This is a genomic window from Meridianimarinicoccus zhengii, from assembly GCF_003254465.1.
In the GTDB taxonomy this organism is placed as follows: domain Bacteria; phylum Pseudomonadota; class Alphaproteobacteria; order Rhodobacterales; family Rhodobacteraceae; genus Meridianimarinicoccus; species Meridianimarinicoccus zhengii.
In genome coordinates this window covers 1-831 of sequence record NZ_QDFI01000191.1, presented here as the reverse complement: position 1 = coordinate 831, position 831 = coordinate 1, and the positions used below count along the sequence as shown (strand labels likewise).

1 protein-coding gene is annotated in these 831 nt (G+C 75.1%); it reads right to left on the bottom strand.

Translation table 11 applies throughout. The annotated features are described in order from the left end of the window. The coding region (locus DDE13_RS22545; RefSeq protein ID WP_162631206.1) for a peptidoglycan-binding domain-containing protein at positions 1–351 on the bottom strand (351 nt) is incomplete at its 3' end. Positions 352–831 lie beyond the last annotated feature (480 nt).

Sequence of the window (831 nt, the reverse complement as noted above, 5' to 3'; positions counted from 1 at the left end):
CTGGAAGCGCCCGATCGCGGCCCGGGTCTGCGCGCCGGGCAGCCCGTCCACCACCCCCGCATCGAACCCCAGGTCGTTCAGCCCCTGCTGCAGCGCCATCGCCGCGCGCCGCTCGGCGCTGATCCCGCCGCTGCCGGTCCCGTTGCGCGGGGCCGTGGTGGCCGCGGTGCCGGGGCGTTCGTTCTTGGGCACGGATTCCTGTATCTTCTTGCCCAGTTCCTGGATCTGGTCGAACAGCCCCTGCGCCGGGGCGGGCGGGGCGGCCAGCACGAGGAGCGCGGCAAGGGCCATGGCGACGGTTCGGGCAAGCGGGCGGATGGCGCGGAATGCGGGGCGGCAACGAAAGGGCATCACGGGAATCCTGACGGTGGAGGCAATGGGTGTTAACAGCCTATGCGCAGGTTTCGCCCCGGGTCAAACCCCGCGCGCACCCTTGGTGACCCGCCCTTGCCGGGGTCCTCGGCAGGCGCATCCGGCGGCCGGTGTCATGGCCGCCCGGTCAGGCCCGTCTCACCCGGCACGGTCGCCGGGGCGCCGCCCGTGACCCTCGCGTTCATCCCGGCGCCCCCCTGCCCCGGCGTGGCCGCACAGGCAGGCGCACGCATCCGCAAGGACGGACCGGGGATGGCCAGCGGGACGATGCGCAGGGCCGCCGCCCCCGGCAGGACGGTGACGACGGCAGGCGCCCGACCGGCGCGCGGCGCATGAAAAAAGGGGCACCCGGACCGGGTGCCCCTTCGGCGATGGTGTCATGCCGTCCGCGCCCGCCTTGCGGCCACGTGCGGCAGGCCCCGGTCAGGCGGCCTTCCCGCGGCGGCGCAGGGCGCCAAG